At 70.4% G+C, this 20,557-nt stretch carries 14 protein-coding genes; 7 read left to right on the forward strand and 7 right to left on the reverse strand.

Annotation, left to right across the window (positions count from 1 at the left end):
• Positions 1 to 11: 11 nt before the first annotated feature.
• From glgB to EV382_RS03110, 3 genes are all read right to left on the reverse strand, one after another.
• Positions 12 to 2,114, reverse strand: coding sequence for a 1,4-alpha-glucan branching protein GlgB (gene glgB, locus EV382_RS03100; RefSeq protein WP_130400131.1), 2,103 nt, complete (start codon positions 2,112 to 2,114; stop codon positions 12 to 14).
• Positions 2,102 to 4,111: an alpha-1,4-glucan--maltose-1-phosphate maltosyltransferase gene (locus EV382_RS03105; RefSeq protein ID WP_130400132.1), complete on the reverse strand. Its 2,010-nt coding sequence runs from the start codon at positions 4,109 to 4,111 to the stop codon at positions 2,102 to 2,104. The genes glgB and EV382_RS03105 overlap by 13 nt, the downstream gene beginning before the upstream one ends.
• Positions 4,112 to 4,292: 181 nt before the next feature.
• The gene (locus tag EV382_RS03110; protein WP_130400133.1) at positions 4,293 to 4,520 is read right to left on the reverse strand and encodes a winged helix-turn-helix domain-containing protein; all 228 of its coding nucleotides are present in this window, start codon (positions 4,518 to 4,520) and stop codon (positions 4,293 to 4,295) included.
• 531 nt (positions 4,521 to 5,051) lie between these two features.
• Between EV382_RS03110 and EV382_RS03115 the strand changes: the two genes are divergently transcribed.
• On the forward strand, positions 5,052 to 6,221 hold the full coding sequence (locus tag EV382_RS03115; protein ID WP_244236522.1) for a helix-turn-helix domain-containing protein: 1,170 nt from the start codon (positions 5,052 to 5,054) through the stop codon (positions 6,219 to 6,221).
• Positions 6,222 to 6,294: 73 nt separating this feature from the next.
• Here the strand turns inward: EV382_RS03115 and EV382_RS03120 are convergent, their stop codons facing one another.
• Positions 6,295 to 7,545, reverse strand: a complete 1,251-nt coding sequence (locus tag EV382_RS03120) for an HNH endonuclease signature motif containing protein (protein ID WP_130400134.1) — start codon at positions 7,543 to 7,545, stop codon at positions 6,295 to 6,297.
• Positions 7,546 to 7,652: 107 nt separating this feature from the next.
• Here EV382_RS03120 and EV382_RS03125 point away from each other — a divergent pair, with 107 nt between their 5' ends.
• The 3 genes from EV382_RS03125 to EV382_RS03135 all read left to right on the forward strand — a co-directional run bounded on the left by EV382_RS03125 (position 7,653) and on the right by EV382_RS03135 (position 10,558).
• Positions 7,653 to 8,585: an inositol-3-phosphate synthase gene (locus tag EV382_RS03125; RefSeq protein ID WP_244236523.1), complete on the forward strand. Its 933-nt coding sequence runs from the start codon at positions 7,653 to 7,655 to the stop codon at positions 8,583 to 8,585.
• Between the two features lie 123 nt (positions 8,586 to 8,708).
• Complete coding sequence (locus EV382_RS03130) at positions 8,709 to 9,215, forward strand: SigE family RNA polymerase sigma factor (RefSeq protein WP_244236524.1); 507 nt, start codon at positions 8,709 to 8,711, stop codon at positions 9,213 to 9,215.
• Complete coding sequence (locus tag EV382_RS03135) at positions 9,212 to 10,558, forward strand: hypothetical protein (RefSeq protein WP_130400136.1); 1,347 nt, start codon at positions 9,212 to 9,214, stop codon at positions 10,556 to 10,558. The genes EV382_RS03130 and EV382_RS03135 overlap by 4 nt, the downstream gene beginning before the upstream one ends.
• Before the next feature lie 3 nt (positions 10,559 to 10,561).
• On the opposite strand, the gene glgA is transcribed toward EV382_RS03135, so the two are convergent.
• Complete coding sequence (gene glgA, locus EV382_RS03140; protein ID WP_130400137.1) at positions 10,562 to 11,770, reverse strand: glycogen synthase; 1,209 nt, start codon at positions 11,768 to 11,770, stop codon at positions 10,562 to 10,564.
• A gap of 72 nt (positions 11,771 to 11,842) precedes the next feature.
• Here glgA and glgC point away from each other — a divergent pair, with 72 nt between their 5' ends.
• A complete protein-coding gene (gene glgC, locus EV382_RS03145; RefSeq protein WP_130400138.1) occupies positions 11,843 to 13,075 on the forward strand; it encodes a glucose-1-phosphate adenylyltransferase in 1,233 nt (410 codons plus the stop codon).
• A 31-nt stretch (positions 13,076 to 13,106) separates the two neighbouring features.
• Positions 13,107 to 14,750 carry a phosphoglucomutase (alpha-D-glucose-1,6-bisphosphate-dependent) gene (gene pgm / locus EV382_RS03150; RefSeq protein WP_130400139.1) on the forward strand — a complete coding sequence of 548 codons (1,644 nt, stop codon included), beginning with the start codon at positions 13,107 to 13,109 and terminating at the stop codon, positions 14,748 to 14,750.
• Positions 14,751 to 14,844: 94 nt separating this feature from the next.
• On the opposite strand, the gene EV382_RS03155 is transcribed toward pgm, so the two are convergent.
• Positions 14,845 to 15,768, reverse strand: coding sequence for an NAD(+)/NADH kinase (locus tag EV382_RS03155; RefSeq protein WP_425271967.1), 924 nt, complete (start codon positions 15,766 to 15,768; stop codon positions 14,845 to 14,847).
• Positions 15,769 to 15,868: 100 nt separating this feature from the next.
• A complete protein-coding gene (locus EV382_RS03160; protein ID WP_130400141.1) occupies positions 15,869 to 18,976 on the reverse strand; it encodes a M14 family metallopeptidase in 3,108 nt (1,035 codons plus the stop codon).
• A gap of 264 nt (positions 18,977 to 19,240) precedes the next feature.
• Here EV382_RS03160 and EV382_RS03165 point away from each other — a divergent pair, with 264 nt between their 5' ends.
• Positions 19,241 to 20,551 carry a phenylacetate--CoA ligase family protein gene (locus tag EV382_RS03165; protein WP_130400142.1) on the forward strand — a complete coding sequence of 437 codons (1,311 nt, stop codon included), beginning with the start codon at positions 19,241 to 19,243 and terminating at the stop codon, positions 20,549 to 20,551.
• Positions 20,552 to 20,557: the final 6 nt, after the last annotated feature.

Here is a 20,557-nt window from a genome sequence, read left to right on the forward strand (position 1 = left end):
GGCTGGTCGCGTCAGCTTCGGCGGAGCCAGATGACGCCCAGCGGGGGCACCTGGAGGGCCGCCGAGGCGACCATCCCGTGCCACGGCACGTCCTCGGCGCGCACCTCACCCAGGTTGCCCACCCCCGACCCGCCGTAGGGGTGCGCGTCAGTGTTGAGCACCTCCTGCCACGTCCCGCCGGCCGGCAACCCGATCCGGTAGTCGTGCAGCGGCTGGGCGGAGAAGTTCGCCACGCAGACCAGCGTCGAGCCGTCCGGGGCGATCCGGACGAACGACACGGTGTTGTTGGCGACGTCGTCGCCGGCGATCCAGCGGAACCCGGCCGGGTCGGTGTCCTGTGCCCAGAGCGCCGGGGTGTCCCGGTAGATCCGGTTGAGGTCGCCGACGAGCCGTTGCACGCCGGCGCGGGCCGGGTCGTGCAGCAGGTACCAGTCGAGGCCGCGTTCCTCGCTCCACTCCCGGTCGTCGGCCAGCTCGGAGCCCATGAAGAGCAGTTGCTTGCCGGGGTGCGCCCACTTGTACGCCAGCAGCGCCCGCACGTTCGCCAGCCGCTGCCAGGTGTCGCCGGGCATCTTGCCGGTTAGTGAGCCCTTGCCGTGCACCACCTCGTCGTGGCTGATCGGCAGCACGTAGTTCTCGCTCCAGGCGTACGCCAGGGAGAAGGTGAGCTGGTGATGGTGGTGCTGGCGGTAGATCGGGTCCTTCGAGGTGTAGAGCAGGGTGTCGTGCATCCAGCCCATGTTCCACTTGAAGCCGAAGCCCAGCCCGCCCTCGGCAGTGGCCCGGGTGACGCCCGGCCAGGCGGTGGACTCCTCGGCGATCATGACGACGCCGGCGTGGTGCTTGTAGACGGTCGCGTTCACCTCCTGGAGGAACGCGATGGCCTCCAGGTTCTCCCGGCCGCCGTACTGGTTCGGGGCCCACTCGCCGTGGTTGCGGGAGTAGTCCAGGTAGAGCATCGAGGCGACCGCGTCGACCCGCAGCCCGTCGATGTGGAACTGGTCGCACCAGTAGAGCGCGTTGGCGACCAGGAAGTTGCGCACCTCGTTGCGGCCGAAGTCGAAGACGTACGTGCCCCAGTCGGGGTGCTCGCCGCGCCGCGGGTCGGGGTGCTCGTACAGCGGTGTGCCGTCGAACCGCGCGAGGGCCCATTCGTCCTTGGGGAAGTGCGCGGGCACCCAGTCCAGGAGTACGCCGATGCCGGCGGCGTGCAGCCGGTCGACCAGGTACCGGAAGTCGTCCGGGTCGCCGAACCGGGAGGTGGGCGCGTAGTAGCCGGTCACCTGGTAGCCCCAGGAACCGCCGAACGGGTGCTCCATCACCGGCAGGAACTCCACGTGCGTGAAGCCCAGCTCGGTGACGTACGCGGTGAGCTGCTCGGCCAGCTCCCGGTAGCTCAGGCCGGGCCGCCACGAGCCGAGGTGCACCTCGTAGACGCTCATCGGTTCCTGGTGCGGCTGCCGTTCGGCCCGCCGGGCCAGCCAGTCCGCGTCGTTCCACCGGTAGGTGGAGTGGTGCACCACCGAGGCGGTGGCCGGCGGCACCTCCGCGTACGCGGCCAGGGGGTCGGCCTTGTCCCGCCACTGCCCGTCGGCGCCGAGCACCCGGTACTTGTAGCGGGCCCCGACCCGGGCGTTGGGGACGAACAGCTCCCACACCCCGCTGGAGCCGAGTGACCGCATCGGCCAGCCGTCGTCGGGGGCCCAGCCGGTGAAGTCGCCGACCACCTGCACCCCCTGGGCGTTGGGCGCCCAGACGCTGAACGCCACGCCCTCGTCGAAGACCCGCGCGCCCAGCGCGTCCCACAGCCGCTCGTGCCGGCCCTCGCGGATCAGGTGCAGGTCCAGCTCACCGAGGGTCGGCGGGTAGCGGTACGGGTCGTCGTGCGCGGTGCCGTCGACCTCCACCCGGTAGTCGAGCACGACGCCGTCGACCCGGGCCTCGAAGACGCCCACGTCGTGCACCCGCTTCATCGGGTGCCGGTCGTCGCCGACGAGCAGCACCACGTCGCCAGCGCCCCGGCGCAGGGTGCGGATCGTCGTCGAGGAGCCCGTGGGGTGCGCGCCGAGCAGCGCGTGCGGGTCGTGCGTCGCGCCGGAGATCAGCTGGTCCATCGGGGGTCCTTCGGTGCGGGAGCGGTCGGCGCGATACGGGGCGAGCGGCCGGTAGCCGGGCGCACGGTCAACACGTGCGCGGGTTGCAGGTACGGGTCGAGGCGTACCGCGTTGCGTTGACCCCAGTCGTAGCTGGTGCCGGTCAGCTCGTCGTACACGGTGAACCGTTCGTGCCAGTCGAAGCCGAGCGCCGGCATGTCCAGGGTGGTGTTGCCCCACTGCACGTCGCGCGGGTCGAACGAGCAGACCACGATGACCGTGTTGCCGGTGTCCGGGTCGTGCTTGGACCAGCAGAGCAGCGCCGGGTTGTCGATCTCGTGGAAGCGCAGGTTGCGGAGCTGGTGCAGGGCCGGGTTGTCGTGGCGTACCCGGTTGAGGGTGGCCAGAAACGGCGCCAGCGAGCGGCCCTGCGCCTCCGCGCCGGCCCAGTCCCGGGGGCGCAGCTCGTACTTCTCGTTGTCCAGGTACTCCTCGGCGCCCGGCCGGGCCACGTGCTCGAACAGCTCGTAGCCGGCGTACAGGCCCCAGGAGGGCGAGAGCAGCGACGCCAACACCGCCCGGATCTTGAACATCGGCGGGCCGCCGTGCTGCAACGACTCGTGCAGGATATCCGGGGTGTTCGGCCAGAAGTTCGGCCGCATGTAGTCGGCCGCCTCGATCAGCTCCTCGCAGTACTCCCGCATCTCGGCCGCCGTCGTGCGCCAGGTGAAATAGGTGTACGACTGCGTGAAGCCGATCTTGCCGAGGCCGTGCATGATGGCCGGCCGGGTGAACGCCTCGGCCAGGAACAGCACGTCCGGATCGACCTTCTTGACCTCGGCGATCAGCCAGTGCCAGAAGTCGAACGGCTTCGTGTGCGGGTTGTCCACCCGGAAGATCCGGATGCCCTCGCCGACCCAGTGCAGCACCACCCGCAGCACCTCGGCCCGGATGCCCTCCGGATCGTTGTCGAAGTTGACCGGGTAGATGTCCTGGTACTTCTTCGGCGGGTTCTCCGCGTACGCGATGCTGCCGTCGGCCCGGGTGGTGAACCACTCCGGGTGCTCGGTGACCCAGGGGTGGTCCGGCGCGCACTGCAACGCCAGGTCCATCGCCACCTCCAGGCCGTGCGCCGCCGCCGCCTGGATGAAGGCCCGGAAGTCTGCCGGCGTACCCAGATCGGGGTGGATCGTGTCGTGGCCGCCCTCGGCGGCGCCGATCGCCCACGGCGAGCCCACGTCGGTCGGGCCGGCGGTGAGCGCGTTGTTGCGGCCCTTGCGGTTGACCCGGCCGATCGGGTGGATCGGCGGCAGGTAGAGCACGTCGAAGCCCATCGCGGCGACACCCGGCAGCCGCTCGGTGGCGGTGGCGAAGGTGCCCGACCGGTCGCCCGCCGCCCCTTCGGAACGAGGGAAGAACTCGTACCAGGCCGAGTAGAGCGCCCGCTTACGGTCTACCCAGATCGAGTACGTGTCACCGGCGGTGCGCAGCTCCCGCACCGGGTGCTCCCAGAGCAGGTCGGCCAGGGCCAACGCCGGGTCGACCCGCTGCGCCAGCGGCAGGTCGGTCTCCGCGAGGGCGGTGAGCGCGTCAGCGACCCGGGGCCGGTCGGCGGCCGGGACGAGGTCCCGGGCGGCGGCCAGCACCCGCGTGCCCTCGGCCAGGTCGTTGGCCAGGTCCTCCGGCCCCTGACCGGCGGCGATCTTCTTGGTCACCGCGTTCTGCCAGGTCAGGTACGGGTCCTGGAACGCCTCGACGGTGAACGACCATTCGCCGACCGCGTCCGGTGTGATGGTGGCGTGCCAACGGTCCTGGCCGGGCTCACCGGGGCGCATCCGGGTGAACGGCCGTTGCTCGCCGTCCGGGCCGCGCCACACCACGTTGCAGCCGAGCGCGTCGTGCCCCTCCCGGTAGGCGCGCGCCGACACCGGAATCGGCTCGTCGACCACCGCCTTGGCCGGGTACCCCCCGCACGAGACGACGGGGGAGACGTCTTCGATCGGGAACCGTCCAGTCACCCCGCCAACCTACTGCGCGAGATCCGTTCGCGCGCGGCCAAGCACCCCCGTCCGCCCTCCTGCGGCCGCCGGCCCTCCAAGATCCACTCGGGTTGCAGGAATCCGCGGTGTCCACGCGACCCGGACCCGACGGTTTCCTGAAACGCGAGTGGATCTAGGTCGGGCGAGGGGTGGAACGACGTCAGGCGGGCGGTTCCGCCGCCACGAACGACCCCTTGCCCTGGTGTACCTCGATCCAGCCCCGCTCATCCAAGATCCGCAGGGCAAGCCTGATGGGCGTGGCGCTGGCCCGGTACTGCTCGCCGAGTTCCGCGATGGACGGCAGCTTGTCGCCGGGCTGGAGCGTGCCGGACTGGATCGAGCGGATCACGTCATCGATGACCTGCTCGTATACGGGTTGTCTCGGCATGGCGGGGCCACCTCTCGTCAGCCCTCTGAGCATGCCAGCGCACATGACACTCTGTGCATCCTGTGTTGACTCTGTACTCACTGCACTCTAAGTTGAATTTCAAGGTTCTCTCGTCAGCAGCGGAGTACCTGCACCTGGTCAGGGTGGGTGGTGCCCCCGCGTTACCCACCCTGACCTGCAGCCCGAGTGCCACCTGCATCCCGCCCACCCGCCGACCGCCACCCACCGACCGCTACCCACCGACCGTCACCCATCCACCGACCGTCACCCGACCGTCACCCATCGACCATCTCCCTCGTGCCGTGAGGAGGCACAGTTGGACGAGCGTTTGCCGGACGGGCCGTTGCCGCCCGCGTACCCGATCGCCGGGGCACGGCCGCCGCAGCCGGACGGGGGATCGGGTGCCTGGTCCGCCCCGGCCGACGGGGGCGCCGCTCACCCGGCGGCAGTATTCCTACGGACTCGTGATCGCTGTGGTCGTACTCGTGCTGCTTGTGGTTGGGGTCGTGCGGTGAGCGCGACGGGCCGGCGGTGAACGAGCTGCCGGTGGGCCGCCGGGTCGCGCAGTGGCGGGTGCGGCGGAACATGACGCAGCAGCAGTTCGCCGACCGGCTCGGCAAGTCGAAGAGTTGGGTGGACAAGGTCGAGCGTGGGGTACGCCGGTTGGAGCGGGTGTCCAACCTTCGGGAGGTCGCTGAGACGCTGCGTATCGACGTGGAGGTCCTGCTGGGGGCGCGGCCCACCCGGCCGACGCCGGTCGTCGCCGGGGTGGACGGGATCCGGACGGCGTTGGCCCGGTACCACCTGCCGGGCACGGACCGGCCGCCGCTGGCCGAGGAGGTGGTTACCCGGCTGGCGCATGCCGAGCAGAGCTATCGGCATGCCCGGTACGCGGCACTGCTGATGCTGCTGCCCGACCTGCTCGACGACGTGCGCGAAGCGCGGGCAGCACACCCCGGCACGACGGACGGGCTGCTGGTGTCGGTGTACGCGCTCATCGCCCTGGTGCTGATCAAGGTCGACCAGGGCGAGCTGGCCTGGCTGGCCGCCGACCGTGGCATGAGTGTCGCCCTGGCGACCCACGACCCGCAGCTGGCCGGCACCGCCACCGTGCCATTGAGTCAGGCGCTGCGGTCCCGGGGTCGACGGCGGTCCGCCCTGGACGCGGCGGTCGCCGCCGCCGACCGCATCGGTGCGCACGAGTTCGGCGTCGGGTCCTCGGCCAACGTGGCGCTGCGGGGGACGCTGCTCCTTCAGGTCGCCCTCGCCGCCGCAGGCGGGAGAGACGAACGCCTCGCCCACCAGTCACTCGACCAGGCCGAGACGATCAGCCGAGACATCGGCACGGACGGCGGCGGAAGCTTTTCCCGGGCGGCGGTCGAGGCGGCCCGCGTGATTGTCGAGGTGGCCCTCGGCGACAGTCCAACGGCGATGGCGCGGCACGAGCGGCTGGTGGCCGGAGACGAGTGGCGGTGGCTCCCGCACGAACATCGGGCCGCGTACCTCCTCGACGTGGCCCGCGCGTACGCCCGGGTCGGCGACATGCTCCGGGCGGGCCGGACGCTGCTCGACGCGGAGCGCACCGCCCATGGGGAGGTGCACGACCGGCCGGTGGTCCGGAAGCTGGTCGCGGTCGTGTGGCGGTCCGCCGACGCGCCGGTCGGCCTGGGCCAGCTCGCCGCCACCCTCGGTGCCGCCTGATCCGCGCTGCGCTGTTCTGCGCTGCTGTTCTGTGCTGTGCTGCGCCTCGTTGGTCGGCCGGTTGCGCCGGCGGCTATCTGCGCCGGTGGTAGTGGTTGCGGCGGGGGAGCTGGTCCGGGTCGAGCCACGCGGGCGGCGTGAACTCGGGGTGGCCGTCGCGGCCGAGTTGGACGGCCCAGTCGCTGCGATGGATATGTCGGTGGTGGTGGCCGCAGAGCAGGACGGCGTTGTCGAGGCTGGTGGTGCCGCCGTCGGCCCAGTGCCGGATGTGGTGGGCGTCGCACCAGCGGGGTGGTCGGTCGCAGCCCGGGAAGGCGCAGCCGCGGTCGCGGAGGACGAGTGCGCGGCGGAGTGGGCCGGTGATGAGGCGGCGTTGTCGGCCGACGTCGAGTGGTTGGCCGGCGCCGTTGAGGATGGCGGGGAGGATGGCGGCGTCGCAGGCGAGGCGGCGCACGGCCTCGGGGGTGAGCTGAAGCCCAGTGTCGAGGGCGCCGGCGCTCAACTGCCGGGTCAACCCGTCGAAGCTGGTGGTGACGACGAGTTGGGCGGGGTCGCCGCCGTTTTCGGGTAGGTCGCTGGTGCGCAGGGCGAGCCGGCACACGTCGGCCAGGGCGTCGTGGCGGCGTTGTCCGGGGGTGCGCGCGTCGTCGGGCCCGGTCGGTGTGGTGAGGGGGTCGATGGCGGCGCGGAGCGCGGCGGCGGTTTCGGTGTCGAGGATGCCGGTGAGGCGCAGCCGGCCGTCGGTCTGCTCGCTGATCGTGATGTGCCGGTCGCGGGTGGTGCGTGACTCCTGTGCTCTCAGCGCGGCCTCGGTGGCGGCGTCGGCGACCTCGGGGGCGACGTGGTCGAGGATGCGGGTGCCGAGGCGGCGTAGCTGGGTGGCGTCGAACTGTGCCGCCCAGTTGACGAGGACGCCGACGGCCTTGTCGGCGGCCTGCGTGCCGGCGGCGGTGTGGACGGTCTGGACCGTGTCGGCGATGACCCGGACCTGCGCAACGTCGACCGCTCCACCGGCTAACGCGTCCCGCACGGCGGGCGGGGCGGTGTCGAGGGTGGCGGCCAGCTCGACCAGACGGCGGGCGGCGCCGACCGGGAGTCGTAACCGGTCCCGCAGCCACACCGCCGTCGAGGACGCGCCCTGGGCGGTGGCGGTGCCTCGACCATCCAGCTCCCGGACGAGGGCGAGCTTGACCGCGGCCAGGCGTTGCTCGAGCCGGTGCGCGGCATCGAGCGCCGCGACGAGATCACGCTCACCGGCGGCCCAGACGGGCGTGTCGAAGCAGGCCACGACAGCGGCCTCGGCCTGCTCCAACGCATCGATCACAGGCAGAGACTAGAACAGATGTACGACAGCTTCCGGCCCGTTGCAGCATCCCGTCGGGACGGACCGTCGAACCGGAGGTGACGTAGCCTTCCGCCATCATCAAACGGGTGAAGGTCGCCGTTGTCGGCGTCGGCAACAACACGTCGGCACTGGTGCAGGGGCTTGCCCTCTACCGCGACAGCGGCAGCCTGGTCGGCATCCGTCGACCCGTGATCGACGGGCTCGGCGTGGGGGACATCGACATCGTGGCGGCGTTCGCCACCTCCGCGGAGAAGATCGGTCGGGACCTGACCGAGGCGATCTTCCTGCCGCCGAACAACTTCCCCCGGCTGGATTGCGACCTGCCCAGCGCGGGTGTGCCCGTCACGAAGGGCCTCGTCGACGCGAGCGAGGTGCCGCGGGTGGCGGCGGCGCTGGCCGGGGCGGAGGTGCTGCTCTACTCGGCGCCCAGTGGCCGGCCGGAGACCGCCCGGGCGTACGCCGAGGCGGCGCACACGGCGGGCGTCGCGTTCATCAACACCACCGCCGACCCGGTCGCGCGCGATCCACGGCTGCTGGACAGGTTCGCGGCGGCCGGGCTGCCGCTGATCGGCGACGACCTGGCCAGCCAGTTCGGTACCTCGGTGCTGCACAACGCGCTGCTGCGGCTCCTGGCGGAGCGGGGCCTCACCCTGGTCAGCTCCTACCAGGTCAACCTGGGCGGTACCGAGGACTTCCGCAACCTGGTCGAGAACCCCAACACCAAGGCGCAGTCCAAGCTCAACGCGCTCTCGGCTGCCGACAAGGTGCAGGTGGCTCCACTCGGCTACCTGTCACAGCTGAAATCGCAGAAGGTGGCGCACCTCAACCTGGAGGCGCAGGGATGGGGCGGGACGGCCGTGAGCGTCGACGTGAAACTGACGGTGCACGATCCGAGCGGTGCCGCCGGGGTCAACATCGATCTGATCCGGCTGGCGGCCAGCGCCCTGCGCACCGGGCAGGGTGGCTATCGTGCCGAGGCGGCTTCGCTGCTCAAGTCCCCGCCCGGCACGGCGATCTGAGGTGAGTGCCGCGGCGAGCGGCTCAGCCCGACCGGATCGGCCGCGGTCACGACGCGAATTTCCGCGCGAGCCGCCACAACCAAAACGGGTCCGGGACCACTCCTAGTGTTTCGGGAGGCCGGATTGCGCAATGAACGAGAGTACGTCGAGTACGTGCAGGCACGCATGCCGTGGCTGCGACGACTGGCGTACCGGCTGTGCGGGCAGTGGTCGGCCGCCGACGACCTGGTGCAGGAGTGCCTCGTCGCGCTGTACCGGCACTGGCGTAGGGCATCGGAGGCGGACTCCGTGGACGGCTACGTCCGGGTGATGCTGGTCCACACCTACCTGGCCGAGCGGGAGCGGTCCTGGACCCGCCGGGTACGGCCGGTGGCCGACGTGATCGGGCCCGCGACGCCGCCGCTCGCCGGCGCCGAACACCGCATCGACCTGCTGGCCGCGCTCACGAAACTGTCCCGTGGACAGCGCGCGGTGCTGGTCCTGCGCTACTGGGAGGACCTCGACGTCGCGCAGACCGCGGCGGCGCTGGGCTGCTCGACCGGCACCGTCAAGAGCCAGACCTCGTACGCCATCGCGGCGTTGCGCCGCCTTCTGTCGAACTACGAGCCGGAGGGGTCGGACACGCCATGAGAGAACTGTTCGCCACCCTGCCGGACGATCCGCCGCCGTTGCCGCCCGGTTACCTGGACGGCGTGCTCACCCGGGCCCGCCGCTCGGTTCGGCGCCGCCGGCTCGGCGTCGCCTCGGTGTGGGTGGTCGCCGTGCTGGTCCTGGCCGTCCTGATCGTGCCCGGTGTGCAGGGTTCCGTTCAGCCAGCGGCCCCGTCGACGAGGCCGAGCCTGCCGGACCGTCTCGCCGGGTATTCACTACTCACCAGCACCGTCGCGAAGGCTCCGCCCGGCCGCGCGATCGCCCTCTACGGCTACGGCAACGGCGAGACGTTCAACATGTTCCAGTCACTGGTCGTCGGGGCCGACGGAAACACCTATCGGCGGGTCGACGCCAGTGAACAGCGGAACCGCCCCTCGGCGCTCCTCGCCCCGGACGGCACTCACGTGCTGCTCGGCGACGACCGTGGTGCGACCGACAACCTGATCCTCGAGGATCTGACCACCGGGGGGCGCCGATCCCTCCCGCTCGGCGAAGCGGTCGGCGTGCGGCTGCTGGCGTGGTCCCCCGACGGCGGTCACGTCGCGTACAGCGCGGCGCCGCTCAGCAACTCCGGCGAGTTCGGCAGCGTCAACGTCGTCGAAGCCGAGGTGGCCCGCACCGGCACGCTCTGGCTGCTCGACCTGGCGACCGGACGCCGCACCGAGGTGCCGACGATCAAACCGGCGTGGACGGCGGCGTTCGCGCCGGACAGCCGCCGCCTGGCCGTGCAGGTCGGCCAGACGGCCCACCTCATCGACCTGGACGGGCGCGAGTACGGCAAGGTCCAGATCCCGGCCGGACGCGAACTGGCGGCCGAGGTCGGCTGGTCGCCGGACGGCAGGTTCCTTGCCACCGAGCAGTGGATCACGGATGGCCCGTTCAACGGCACCACCGGCGGAGACACCGGCCGCCACGGCACCTTCCTGTGGAAGGTCGGCGACGTCGACTTCCTGCCCGTCACGGACGCCTTCACACCACCGGCGGCGGTCCAGGACGTCGTGCAGCTGCTCGGCTGGCGCTCGGCGGACACGATGGTCGTCGCGACAGGTGACTCCGCGGGTCACCTGTCCCTGACCGAGGTGCAACTCGGCACCGGTGCCCGACGGACGCTGTCCCGCTTTGACACCGGCCGTACCTGCGAGTTGGGCATGCAGAACTGCGAGGTCTTCGACCTGCACCTAGCTGCCGGCCTGCTGCCCGAGCTGACCGTCCGCGACGCCGGCCGTCCACAGCGCGGCCCCTGGCCGACGCCGGTGAACGTCGTGGTCGCCGTGGCCGTCCTGGGTGCCGGGTACCTGCTGTGGCGTCGGACACGTCGCTGAGCGCTAGCCCGTCGCCCCGACCGAGCGGTACACCTCCAGGGTCTGCCGGGCCACCGCGTCCCAGGAGAAGTGCTCGACGGCCCGTCGCCGCCCGGCCAGGCCGAACCGTTCGGTGCGCGCCGGGTCGGCGAGCAGCGAGTTGATCGCCGCCGCCAGGTCGGCCACGAAGCGGTCCGGGGCCAGGGGAGTGCCGGAGCCGTCGGTCGCCTGCTCGATCGGCACCAGCAGGCCGGTCTCGTTGTCGGCGACGACCTCGGGGATGCCGCCGGTGGCGGTCGCCACCACGGCCGTCTCGCAGGCCATCGCCTCCAGGTTGACGATGCCCATCGGTTCGTAGACCGACGGGCAGGCGAACACGGTGGCGTGCGTGAGCACCTGGATCACCTCGGGCTTGGGCAGCATCTCGGCCACCCAGACCACACCGGAGCGGTTGGCCCGCAGCTCGGCGACCAGCTCCTCCACCTCGGCGGCGATCTCGGCGGTGTCCGGCGCGCCGGCGAGCAGGACGAGCTGGGTGTCCGCCGGCAACTCCCGGGCGGCCCGCAACAGGTACGGCAGCCCCTTCTGCCGGGTGATCCTGCCGACGTAGACCACGCTGGGGCGCGACGGGTCGACACCGAGCCGGTCGAGCACGTCGGTGCCCTGGTCCGGGGCGTACTGGATGGTGTCGATGCCGTTGTAGACCACCCGGACCCGGTCGGGGTCGATCTGCGGGTACGCGGTGAGCACGTCGGTGCGCATCCCGCCGCTGACCGCGATCACCGCGTCGGCCGCCTCCATGGCGGTGCGTTCGATCCAGGAGGAGAGCGCGTAACCGCCGCCGAGCTGCTCGGCCTTCCACGGCCGCAGCGGCTCCAGGCTGTGCGCGGTCACCACGTGCGGCACCCCGTGCAGCAGCTTCGCGGTGTGCCCGGCCAGGTTCGCGTACCAGGTGTGGCTGTGCACCACGTCGGTGCCGGCCGCGCCGGCGGCCATCTCCAGGTCCACGCCCATCGTGCGCAGCGCGGCGTTCGCGCCGGTCAGGCCGGGCGGTTCGGCGTACGCGGTGACGCCCGGCTCGGTGCGGGGCAGGCCGAAGCAGTGCACGCGTACGTCGGTGTGGTGGCGCAACTCCCGAGCCAGGTACTCGACGTGCACGCCCGCGCCGCCGTAGACCTCCGGCGGGTATTCGCGGGTGAGCAGATCGACGCGCAGGGGAGTGGGTTCCGTCATGACCCCGCACCCTAGTGCAGAAGAGTCCCCGTACGAGTGGTGAAGTGCGACGCGGGTGGATAGCGTCGGAGCATGGCTGCCAAGGTGCTCGCGATCGTCCTGGCGGGTGGAGAGGGCAAGCGCCTGATGCCACTCACCACGGACCGGGCCAAGCCGGCCGTCCCGTTCGGCGGGATGTACCGCATGGTCGACTTCGTCCTCTCCAACCTGGCCAACGCCGGCTATCTCAAGATCGTCGTGCTGACCCAGTACAAGTCCCACTCCCTCGACCGGCACATCACCAAGACCTGGCGGATGTCCACGCTGCTCGGCAACTACGTCACCCCCGTGCCCGCCCAGCAACGCCGGGGCCCGTGGTGGTTCGCCGGCTCGGCCGACGCCATCTACCAGAGCTTCAACCTGATCAACGACGAGCAGCCCGACTACGTGATCGTCTTCGGGGCCGACCACATCTACCGGATGGACCCGCGGCAGATGGTGGAGGACCACATCGCCTCCGGTGCGGCGGTGACCGTCGCCGGCATCCGCCAGCCGCTGTCGACCGCCGACCAGTTCGGTGTCATCGAGGTCGGCGAGGACGGCAAGCGAATCCGGGCGTTCCGCGAGAAGCCCACCGACGCCGTCGGCCTGCCCGACGCACCGGACGAGATCTACGCCTCGATGGGCAACTACGTCTTCACCACCCGGGCGCTCTGCGAGGCCGTCGAGCGCGACGCCGAAGACAAGACCAGCAAGCACGACATGGGCGGCAGCATCATCCCGATGCTCGTCGAGCGCGGCGAGGCCAACGTCTACGACTTCCGCGACAACGAGGTGCCGGGCAGCACCGACCGCGACCGCGGCTACTGGCGGGACGTGGGAACGCTCGACTCGTTCTACGACGCGCACATGGATCTGATCAACGTGCACCCCGTCTTCAACATGTACAACTTCGACTGGCCGATCTACACCGAGCAGCCGCCGTGGCCGCCGGCGAAGTTCGTCCACCAGTGGGGTGAGCGGGTCGGCCGGGCGGTCGGCTCGATGGTCTCCCCGGGGGTGGTCATCTCCGGTTCGTTGGTGGAGAACTCGATCGTCTCGCCGAAGGTGCGGGTGCACTCCTGGGCGCACGTCGAGGGCTCGGTGCTGATGGAGGGTGTGGAGATCGGCCGGCACGCCGTCGTCCGGCGGGCCATCCTGGACAAGAACGTGTTCGTCCCGGAGGGCGTCGAGATCGGCGTCGACCTGGAGAAGGACCGGCAGCGCTACACGGTCTCCGACAACGGCATCGTGGTCATCGGCAAGGGCCAGAAGGTCGAGCCGTGACCGACCCGCACTCCCCGAGGAGGTTCCCGCAGTGACCCACCCCCGTGCCGGCCAGCCCGCTGAGCCCGCCGACCTGGTCGACGTGCCGCGCCTGGTGACCGCCTACTACGCCGAGCATCCGGATCCCACGGACCCGGCGCAGCAGGTCTCCTTCGGCACCTCCGGCCACCGCGGCTCCAGCCTGCGCAACGCGTTCAACTCCGACCACATCCTGGCGGTCAGCCAGGCGCTCTGCGACTACCGGCGGGAGCAGGGCCTGGACGGGCCGCTGTTCCTCGCCCGGGACACCCACGCGCTCTCCGCCCCGGCCGCGGTGGACGCCCTGGAGGTGCTCGCCGCCAACGGGGTCACCGTGCTGGTGGACAGCCGCGACGGCTACACGCCGACCCCGGCGCTGTCGCACGCCATCCTCACGCACAACCGGGGGCGCACCAGCGGGCTCGCCGACGGCGTCGTCATCACCCCGTCGCACAACCCGCCCGACGACGGCGGTTTCAAGTACAACCCCACCAACGGCGGGCCGGCCGACACCGACGTGACCCGGTGGATCCAGGACCGGGCCAACACCATCCTCGCCGCCGGGCTCAAGGAGGTCCGCCGGGTCACCTACGCGCGGGCGCGGGCCGCCGACACCACCGGGGAGTACGACTTCCTCGCCAGCTACGTCGACGACCTGCCGGCGGCGATCGACATGGACGCCATCCGTGCTGCGGGGGTCCGGATCGGCGCGGACCCGCTGGGCGGGGCGAGCGTGGCGTACTGGGGTGAGATCGCCGAGCGGCATCGTCTGGACCTGACCGTGGTGAACCCGACGGTCGACCCGACCTGGCGGTTCATGACCCTGGACGGCGACGGCAAGATCCGGATGGACTGCTCCTCGCCGAATGCGATGGCGTCGCTGATCGCCGCGCGTGCCGACTACCAGATCTCCACCGGCAACGACGCCGACGCCGACCGGCACGGCATCGTCACCCCGGACGCCGGGTTGATGAACCCCAACCACTACCTGGCGGTGGCGATTCGGCACCTGTTCCGTACCCGCACCGAGTGGGGTCCGGCCGCCGCGGTGGGCAAGACCCTGGTCTCCTCGTCGATGATCGACCGGGTGGCCGCCGACCTCGGCCGGCCGCTGTTGGAGGTGCCGGTCGGCTTCAAGTGGTTCGTGCCCGGCCTGCTGGACGGGGCGGTCGGCTTCGGCGGCGAGGAGAGCGCCGGGGCGTCGTTCCTGCGCCGCAACGGCTCGACCTGGACCACCGACAAGGACGGCCTGCTGCTCTGTCTGCTCGCCGCCGAGATCCAGGCGACCACCGGCCGCAGCCCGAGCGAGCACTGGGCCGAGTTGGCCGAGCGTTTCGGCGCGCCCGCGTACGCCCGGATCGACGCCCCGGCCACCCGGGAGCAGAAGGCCGTGCTCGGCAAGCTTTCCCCGGAGCAGGTCACCGCCACCGAGCTGGCCGGTGAGCCGATCACCGCGGCGCTGACCACCGCCCCCGGCAACAACGCGCCGATCGGCGGCCTCAAGGTCACCACCGAGTCCGGCTGGTTCGCCGCCCGCCCGTCCGGCACCGAGGACGTCTACAAGATCTACGCCGAGTCCTTCCAGGGCCAAGACCACCTGAAGCAGATCCAGGAAGAAGCCAAAACCCTGGTAGACCAAGCCCTAACAAGGTCCTGACCCCCGCCCCGGCTCGCGTTGATCATGAGGTTAACGGGGTTTTTGATCTCCAATCGTCCCGTCAACCTCATGATCAACGCGAGCGGGGGTGGGGTCAGCAGGGTGGGGGGTCGGCGGGTGGGGGTAGTTGTTGGCCGCGTCGGCGTAACTCCTCGGGGAGCAGTTCGCGGAGCTGCTCGGGGAGGAACGGCAGGTCGAGGAGCGTCATCTTCAACTGATTGCGCTCCTGGTAACGCAACGGGTCGAAGCGGACCACCAGACCGGCATCGCGGCGGTACGAGATGTCCACCGTCCCCTCCGTCGCCGCGTCGCGGAACACCAGCCCGTCCATCTCCACCACGACCGGCGACGAGTTGGGCTGTAGCTCCAACCGGATCTTCTCGTCCGGGGAGAGCACGACCGCCCGGGAGATGCCCGCCATCGGCGCCGCCGGCGTGATCACCACCGAGTCCGCCGCAGGGGAGATCAGTGGACCACCGGCGGCGTAGCTGTACGCCGTCGAGCCGATCGGAGTGCTGACCACCACGGCGTCGCTGCGGTAGTAGCCGTACTGCTGGCCGTCGATGGCGAGCGTGACGCTGACGAAGCCGGCGCCCGGCTGGCGAACCAACGCGATGTCGTTGAACGCCACGACGTCGTCCCCGCAGACATCGCAGGCGAGGCAGGCGTGCGACTCGACGGTGAAGTCCTTGGAGAGCAACCGGCTCAGCGCCTCGGGAAGCTCCGGCGGTTCGACCTCGACGAGAAAACCCAGGCGACCCAGGTGTACGCCGAGCACCGGCTTCGGGTCGAGCACGGCGGACCGCAGCGCACCCAACATGGTGCCGTCCCCGCCGATGCTGATCAGCGCGTCGGCGCGGGCCGCCACCTCGTCCGCCGGCACCGGCTCGACGGTGGACGGGACACGGTGCTGGTCCTCCTCGCGCACCATCAGCGTCTTGTGGTTGCGCGTCGCCCACCGCTCGATGATCCCGACCACCTCGGTGACATCCCGGGTGGGGTGCAGCACAAGTCCCAGCCCCGACACCCGTACAGCTCACCACATCGGCGGCGACCACACCTGGCGTACACCGAAGGTGCGCCGACGGTCCGGGGACCGTCGGCGCACCTCGCCGCCGTCAGGGGCGGGATTGACCGGTGAGGTGGGTCAGCGAGCGGGCGACCAGGTCGTCGCGGGCCGCCGGAGGCAGACCCTCCAGCCCGAAGCCCAGGTACACGGTGTCCGCGGTGACCACCACCGAGCCCTCCTCGAACGCCTGCTGGCTGCGCGACCAGTCGTTGGCGTTGCCGGCGGTCCCGGCCGGCGGTCCGGCCACCGTCCAGCCGCCCAGGTCGGCCGACTCGAACGAGGTCTGCGCCACCGTCGCGCCGTCCACCACCACCCGGGCGTCGTCCAGGAAGACACCGAGACCCTGGGTGGCCCAGTCCGAGGCGTACGTGATCGACACCTCGACCTGCTTACCGGCGTAGGCGGACAGGTCGACCACGAACTCCTTCCAGCCACCCGACGACCCGGTCGCCGCGTTCCAGCTGCCGGTGCTTCCGGTGGGGGAGCAGTCCGCGCCCTGGTAGTGGGCGAGGAACGGGTGCAACTGCTCCACCCAACCCTCGACGCAGCTGTCGCCGGTGACCGTGCTGGTCTTGCCGTTGGCATCCGGCAGGGTGGTCCAGTCGTCGCTGCCCACCTCGTGCGCCTCGACGAAGAAGAAGTCCCAGTCCTGCTCGATCTCGTACGAGGTGAAGAAGCGCAGCTCGCCGCTGCTCGCCCCGGTGAGATCCACGGTGCGGCTCAGCCGCTTGTACGCCTCGTCGGCCTGCCCGCTGAACAGGTACCACTCACCGGTACGCGGATCGAACGGGGCACCCCCCGGTCGGGTCCAACCCACCGGCGCGGAGCTGGCGAACTGGGGGAACTCGTCCGGCGGCAGGAAGGTCGAGGTGGTCAGGAACGACGCGGTGTGCGCCTGGTTCTCCGCCGACCCGGGCGCGTTGAGCTGCCCGCTGAAGCCGGTGAACGGCGCGTCGGTCCCGGCGACGGGGAACGGCTCACCCTCCGGCGAGGTGCCGCCGTCACTGACGTAGGTGTGCGCGCCCAACCAGTACTGCTGGAAGTCGTTCAACAGCGGCAGACAGGTCGCGTCGTCGGGGTCGGTGCACTCCGCCGGCGCGTCCGGGTGATAGACGTACGAACCGTTGGCGCCTTGCGCGAACAACGCGTACTGGCCGCTGACCAGCAGTTTGCCGCCCTCGTTCAGGTAGTCCCGGACGGCCAGCTCGGTGTCCAGCGCCGCCCGGGCCGCCGTGCCGGCGACCTGACCCTGGGAGCGCAGGATCACGTCGTCGCCGGTCTCCCACACCACCGCCGGGTAGTGGGACAGCACCCCCAGCGGGTGCGGCGCGGTGCGGCCCATCGCGTCGAAGTCGTACACGTCGCTGCTGCGCCCGGCGGCGCTCAACGACGCCGCGACCTCGTCGGCGTACTTCGCGGTCGTGCCGGTCTGCGCCGGGCTGAGACCGGTGACGTCCTCCATGGCGAGGACCAGCACGTCACCGCCGATGTCGCTGTGCACCCGGTAGGTGAAGTGTTCGCTGGCCACCACCCCGGTACGGGGTTTGTTGCCGGTGAACCAGACCTCCACCCGGTCACCCGGCTTCGTGCCCTTGACGGTGCCGCGAAGCTCCGCGTAGTAGTCGTCGTGCGTGTCGCCGTACCGCTCACCACCGCGCCACTCGCGGACCGCGACTGTCTTCGGCCGCCCACCGTTGACCGTGTAGTGCATCTTCACGTTCTTCAGCGCCCGCCGGGTGATCGAGGCGACCTGCTGGGTACGCCCGTACGAGGTGTCGAACGCGTCCACCACGAAGTCCGGGGTGCTGCGGCCGACCACCGAGACCGGGTCGTCCGGGTCCGCCGCGGAGCGCGCCACGGCCAGCGCGAACGGCAGGTTCTTGCCCACCTCGCCGGCGATCAGCGCCTCGTCGTCGGGGAAGATGAAGCCACTGACGCAGTCCTCCGGACGCCACTGGTCGTCCGGGTCGACCGCCGAGGCGGCCTCGCAGGTGGACATCTCCGGGGTGAAACCCAGGGTGCCGTACTTGACGGTGGCGTGGCTGTCGGTGTCCCCGTTGGTGGTGTAAAGCTCGGCGGAGATGTCCGGGTCGTAGCCGGGCACCGCGGGGTGGGCGTCATCGCCGACCATCGCCTGGTAGATCACGTCGTCCGGGCTGGGCGTGCTCACCTGCCAGCCGATGCCGTAGAGCAGCAGTTCGGCGGCCGAGTGGTAGTTGACGAAGAACTCGAACCCCACCCGCTTGAAGAGCCGATCCAGGGCTTTCGTCTCCGGTTCCGAGTTGGGGCTCGGGCCTCGGTAGGTCTCGCTGTTCGTCTCGGGTGAGGAGCCCTCGTTGTCGTACCCCCACTTGTAGCTGAAGTTGCGGTTGAGGTCGACACCGTCACCGGAGGTGATCTGCCCGTCTCCGTTGTTGTCGCGCAGGTTCTTGCGCCACAACCGGTTGCCGGGGGTGAAGGTGAAGTCGTAGCCGTCCGGGTTGGCGACCGGCAGGAACCACAGCTCGGTCGTGTCCAGCAGCCGGGTGATCTCCCGGTCGGTGCCGTAGCTGTCGAGGACGTGATGCATCAGCCGGCGGGTCATCTCCGGTGTGATCCACTCGCGGGCGTGCTGCGCGCCGGCGTAGAGCACCGCCGGTCGCTGACCGTCGGCGACGTTCCGCGCGTTCTTGGTGACCTTCACGGCAAGGATCGGCTGACCCTGCTGGCTGCGACCGATCGTCTGCACCTGGGCCAGCTTCGGGTACCGCGCGGCGGTGGCGTTCAGTTCGTCCCGCAGGCCACCCGGCTCACCGTAGGGACGGAAGCTCGTCCAGCCGGCCGCGGCCTGCTCGCGCAGCGCCTGCGACGCGTCCTTGCCGCGGACCTTCTTCACCGACAGCGGCACGCCCTGGTCGGTCAGCCGCTTCGCCTGCCGGCGGCTGAGCACCGTCTCGACCGCCGTGCGGCCGGTCGAGTCCGTCTTCGCGTCGTGGCCGAGGTCGACCCCCGCCGCGCGCAGTTGTTCCCGCTGCTTCGCGTCGACCGTCCCGACGTACACCTCCAGACCGTCGCGAGCGCCCGGATCCGATGGTGGCCGCGCACCGGCCGGTGGGGTGAGTGCCAGTGCGCCGAGCAGGGTGACCACGCTGGCGATCGCCAAACGCTTCGGTCTCATCGCGCCTCCCTGAGTGAAGGAACTGTAGGCGCGAGCCTTCGGTGCGGGGTGATCGATGTCAATAGGTCGATGGGCGCGTCGTGGCTGACCGTGTCGGTGTCTGCGCTGCAGGTGACGGGTTGGTCCCGGTCGGCGGGCAGCGTGCGGGTCGGCCTCGTAACTGGCATTTTGCCGCCTCGTTGAACGGTTGCTGAGAAACGAGCGGAGCTGGGGAGTTCAGTTCTGCTCCCACGGGTGGCAGCGAAGCCAGGAGGCGAATCAAACGTGCGTGCGCTGATGGAGCGCGGGTGGCTGTTCGCGGAACGCCGCCGGCGTCTGGAGCGGAAAATCGCCCTGTACAACGAGCCGTTGTCCCGCGCGGAGATCGAGCGGATTCAGGTCGAGCGCTTCAACCGAATCTGGGCGTACTGCCTGACGCAGGTGCCGTTCTACCGGTCCTGGCGCAAGGAGCACGGACTCCCCAGCGGCATCTCTCGGCCGTCGGACCTGCACTACTTCCCGGTGCTCGACAAGGAACTGCTGATCAGCCGCTCTGCGGAGGTCTTCGCGCAGGCGTCGCCGAAGCAGGTCTACAGCACCGGTGGAAGCACCGGCCAGCCGACCAGGTTTCCGCGCGGTCGCAGCGAGTCGACCGACCGGTGGGCGAACAACTATCTCGGCCGAGCATGGCGGGGAATCCGACCGTTCGAGCCGCAGGTCCTGCTGTGGGGGCACTCGCATCTGTTCGGCGACGGGATGGCCAGCCGGGTCGCCCGGTTGAAGCGGGACGTCGCGGACCGACTGGTGAACATCACTCGACTGAACGCCTACGACCTCAGCGACCCCGCGCTGCGCGGTCACTACGAGGAGATCCGGTCCCGGCAGCCGGTGATGCTGGTCGGGTACACCTCGGCGATCTTCAAAGTTGCCCGCTACATCGAGCGCAACGGGCTGGACCTGGGCGACATGAGTCGGCTGCGGGCGGTGATTCTGACCGCGGAGACGGCCAGCGACGCGGACATCGCACTGATCGAACGGGTCTTCGGAGCGAGTGCGGTGATCGAGTACGGTGCCGCCGAGACCGGTTTGATGGCGATGTCCCGTGCGCAGGCGCGGCCCATCCAGGTCATCTGGGACAGCTACATCTGTCTCGTCGACCAGGACGGCTCGCTCGCGGTCACCACCCTCGACGACCGTCTGTTCCCACTGGTCAACTACGCCATCGGCGACCAGATCGAACCGACTGACGTCGTCGACGGCAACGTGTTGAAGATCCATTCGATACTCGGTCGACAGCAGGAAATCGTCCAGGTCGGCTCGGCGAGCGGGATTCTCGACCTGTCGCCGATCCTGCCGGTGCACATCCTCAAGACCCTCCCGGGCATCGTCGGCGTGCAGTTCCGTCAGGAGCGACCCGACGCGCTGCACATCAACGTGCAGGCCGACCACGAGCTCGACCTGGAAGCCGTGCACCTGTACTTCGTTCGCGAGCTGCGCAAGGACCACCCTGATCTCAGCGCGGACTCGATCACCTTTCACCAGGTGGCCGATCAGACACGCACCCGCGCCGGCAAGCACGCGCTGTTCGTGTCCTGATCGTCG

Source organism: Micromonospora violae (genome assembly GCF_004217135.1).
GTDB classification, from domain to species: domain Bacteria; phylum Actinomycetota; class Actinomycetes; order Mycobacteriales; family Micromonosporaceae; genus Micromonospora; species Micromonospora violae.

Coding starts and splice junctions, on each gene's coding strand:
- glgB (WP_130400131.1), bottom strand. CDS start 2,114: ATGGACCAGCTGATCTCCGGCGCGACGCACGACCCGCACGCGCTGCTC.
- EV382_RS03110 (WP_130400133.1), bottom strand. CDS start 4,520: ATGCCGAGACAACCCGTATACGAGCAGGTCATCGATGACGTGATCCGC.
- EV382_RS03135 (WP_130400136.1), top strand. CDS start 9,212: ATGAGAGAACTGTTCGCCACCCTGCCGGACGATCCGCCGCCGTTGCCG.
- glgA (WP_130400137.1), bottom strand. CDS start 11,770: ATGACGGAACCCACTCCCCTGCGCGTCGATCTGCTCACCCGCGAATAC.
- glgC (WP_130400138.1), top strand. CDS start 11,843: ATGGCTGCCAAGGTGCTCGCGATCGTCCTGGCGGGTGGAGAGGGCAAG.
- EV382_RS03160 (WP_130400141.1), bottom strand. CDS start 18,976: ATGAGACCGAAGCGTTTGGCGATCGCCAGCGTGGTCACCCTGCTCGGC.